The sequence below is a fragment of the Burkholderia sp. Nafp2/4-1b genome, from assembly GCF_003635165.1.
Lineage (GTDB): Bacteria > Pseudomonadota > Gammaproteobacteria > Burkholderiales > Burkholderiaceae > Burkholderia.
Window position 1 is genome coordinate 1 of record NZ_ML058614.1, and the last position, 3,417, is coordinate 3,417.

Here is a 3,417-nt window from a genome sequence, read left to right on the forward strand (position 1 = left end):
CGCCGGAAAATTGTGCAGGCAGTGCGATCGCTCTTTCTCCCTTCATCGCAACAGGTGGACTTCTTCGGGCAATACCAATGAAAAAGCTCGCATCTCTTCTTTTTTGCTTCTCCCTGCTTGCATGTGCTGCCCAGTCTCACGCTGACTGCGTCCATGCGCCGTTCCACGCGAAATTCCAGGATGCCGACGGTGAAGTCGGCCCCTTCGGCAACATGAAGTTCTCGTTGATCCGTGTCTCCGATGGCGCGGTTGTCTATCAAGGGACAACCGACGAGCGGGGCCAGGCCGAGTGGCGCGACGCGTGTCGAGGCGAACAATACCGAATTCGCCAGGACGGTCTGATGGGCGAGTAACGTCGGCGATCTCCGCTGATGTCTCCGCGAACATGCGCTTTCTTTCCGCCACCGGCAAAGAGCAGGCTGCCCTCGAGCGCGAATCTATGCGCATAAAGCGGCTTCAGCACTATGCATCGGCCGAGCAGACTTCGCGTGCTTCAGGGTAATATCGCCACTCGTCCGGCTCCGCGCATGGTCGCCGGTCTATTCGGCCTCAGCTCCTGCATCGTTCATGACTTCCAGCTCTGCCTCGAGTGGTCGGACGACCGACTTCTTGCCGTATCTCGTCGCCGCGACCTTTTTCATGGAGTACCTCGATACGACCGTGATCGCGACGGCACTGCCGCAAATGGCTCGCTCGTTCGACGTGGGGCCGAATGCGTTGAGCCTCGGGATGACGGCTTATATGCTGGCACTCGCGGTATTCATCCCGATCAGCGGCTGGATCGCGGATCGATTCGGTTCGCGCACGGTGTTCGGTAGCGCGATCGTGATTTTTACCGCGGCGTCGATTCTTTGCGGTCTGTCCAACGGCGTTGCGACGTTTACGGCAGCGCGCCTGTTGCAGGGCATCGGCGGGGCGATGATGGTGCCGGTCGGGCGGATGATCGTCGTGCGCAGCACCGAGAAAGCGCGTCTGATGCGCGCGATCGCGACGATCACGTGGCCGGGAATCGTTGCGCCGGTCGTCGGGCCGCCGATCGGCGGCTTCATCACGACCTATGCGTCCTGGCGTTGGATCTTCCTGTTGAACGTGCCGCTTGGCGTGGCCGCGCTGGTCTGTACATGGCTGCTCGTCCGCAATACGCGCGCGGATGAACAGCGGCCGCTCGATTGGGTCGGGTTCGTGCTGGCGGGCGGTGCGCTGACTTGTCTGCTGCTCGGCACCGAAACGGCCGGCCAGCAGGACGCGCAATTCACTCGCGCGGCCGTGCTGGTCGGGGCAAGCGTGCTGTTCGGGATGGCCGCGTGGCTGCATGCGCAGCGGTGCGCGCATCCGCTGCTCGACTTCACGACGCTGAAGGTGCCGACCTTCTCGGTAACGGTGATCACCGGCTCGGTCACGCGGATCGCGGTCAATGCAGTGCCGTATCTGCTGCCGCTGCTGTTCCAGATTGGTTTCGGGCTGTCGCCGTTCCAGTCCGGTTTGCTGTTGCTCGCGAGCGCGCTCGGCAATCTCGGCATGAAGGCAGGCACGTCGTGGATCCTCGATCGTTTCGGGTTCCGCCGTGTTGCGCTCGTCGACGTGACGATCGTCGGCTTCTTCACGATCGCATGTGGTTGGCTGACCGCGTCGACGCCGCTGGCGATCACGCTGCTCGTCGTCTTCGTCTATGGGCTCACGCGTTCGATGCAGTTCACGACGCTGGCGACGCTCGCCTATGCCGATATCCCGTCTCATCAGACGAGTGCCGCAAGCACGCTGTGGAGCGCCGCGCAGCAGATGACGATCGGGATGGGGATCGCCTTCGGCGCGCTGTCATTGCGGCTCGCCGCGCTGGTACGCGGCGACGCAGAGGGGATTCACTACGTTCTCGAGGACTTTCGTTGGGCGTTCGTTGCCGCGGGCGTGCTCGCGCTGGTGACGTTGCCGGGCTATGCGCGGCTGGCGTCCGATGCGGGCGACCGGTTGCGGGCGAGTGCAGCGCGCGGGTAGGTCGACCTACTTGGCGTGTTTGGTTGGCGACGGTGCGTCTTCTTGCGCCTCGTCGTTCGGCTGACGGTTCGGCTTGTCACGGGCGCGAATCTTCCGCGCTGTATCTCATCCGCCTGCGCGCCCGTAGCGCGGGTGATACCCGCCGGTTACGCTGCGTGAGTCTGTGTGGTCGAGCGGACGAATTCGAAGGAAGCGCTGGTGCGGACTGTCTCGATCGGCGTGATCGAGCTGTGCAGATCGAACGCGTGACAGTGCGTTGCTCGCGTTGACTACCTCTACTGCGCATCATGAAAAATGATTCCGACCGTATGGCGATGCCCGGTCCGGATGCGGCTCACGCCGTGACGCAGATTGACGCGATAGACGCCGCGCGTTCCTTGCACGGGCCGGCCATGCACGGCAAAGATCACTGCATCGCCTTGCGTCAACGGCACCACTTCCGCGCGCGATTGCATGCGCGGCCGCTGCTCCGTCAGCACGAACTCCCCACCCGTGAAATCGCGGCCCGGCGCCGACAGCAGGATCGCGACCTGCAGCGGAAAGACATGCTCGCCATACAGGTCCTGGTGGAGGCAGTTGTAGTCGTCCGGACCGTACTGCAGAATCAGCGGCGTCGGCCGCGTCTGTCCCGCCGCATGGCAACGCTCGAGGAATGCCGCGTGGTCGACCGGATAGCGGACGTCGATTCCGAGTGCCTGGTTCCAGCGATTCGCGATCGGTGCGAGATACGGGTAAATCGCCGTGCGCAACGTTTGGACCACTGCCGGCAGCGGATAAGCGAAATACCGGTATTCGCCGCGGCCGAAGCCGTGCCGCGCCATGACGACGCGCGAACGATAGAGCGTATCTCGCGGATAGAGCGATGCGAGCGCCGTGCATTCGTCGGGGGAGAGAAGGCCCGGTATGCGAGCGCAGCCATAGTGATCGAGTTCGGTGTCGACGGCGGTCCAGTCGAGCGCGCTCACGCGTTGCGCGAGGTCGACCGATTCGACGGCGGGTTGCAGAGCGGCGATGTTCACGGGTGTACCTCGTTCGTCAGCGATGTGGCGTCGTGCGGGCATGCCCAGACCGCTGACCGCGCTGCCCGCATCGCGCGTGCCCGGCGGTCCAAACGGGTGCAACGGGATGGTCGATGTGGCGATGTCGGGAAGCGTTGCAAGCGCGACGGTGTTCACGATTAAAGTCGATTAACCCAGTCTAATGCCGTGCGTGAGACGACGCGCTCCAGATCTTGCGCTTCAATTCGGAAGGGGAAAAAGGCCGATCTGGGGGCGAGTGGTGGGATGCGATGGGCTTCACGGTGCGCGACGGACCGCGACCAGTTCGGTGTGGTGCGCGCGAAGCGGAAAGCGAGGGGGATGTGCCCCGAGGTGCCGAAGATGCGAACAGGCCAGACGCAAGAGGCCGGAAGCGAGAGACCGGAAG

Annotated in this window: 3 protein-coding genes; 2 read left to right on the plus strand and 1 reads right to left on the minus strand. The window is 63.6% G+C overall.

Going from position 1 to position 3,417, the window contains the following annotated elements:
* On the plus strand, positions 1 to 353 hold a 353-nt coding region (locus tag C7H84_RS22250; RefSeq protein ID WP_205611446.1), incomplete at its 5' end, for a hypothetical protein.
* Between the two features lie 214 nt (positions 354 to 567).
* On the plus strand, positions 568 to 1,992 hold the full coding sequence (locus C7H84_RS22255) for a DHA2 family efflux MFS transporter permease subunit (protein ID WP_121860791.1): 1,425 nt from the start codon (positions 568 to 570) through the stop codon (positions 1,990 to 1,992).
* A 275-nt stretch (positions 1,993 to 2,267) separates the two neighbouring features.
* Here the strand turns inward: C7H84_RS22255 and C7H84_RS22260 are convergent, their stop codons facing one another.
* Positions 2,268 to 3,011, minus strand: coding sequence for a 2OG-Fe(II) oxygenase (locus tag C7H84_RS22260; RefSeq protein ID WP_121860792.1), 744 nt, complete (start codon positions 3,009 to 3,011; stop codon positions 2,268 to 2,270).
* Positions 3,012 to 3,417: the final 406 nt, after the last annotated feature.

Excerpts from the sequence above, each read along its gene's own strand:
- C7H84_RS22255 (WP_121860791.1), top strand. The coding sequence starts at position 568 with ATGACTTCCAGCTCTGCCTCGAGTGGTCGGACGACCGACTTCTTGCCG.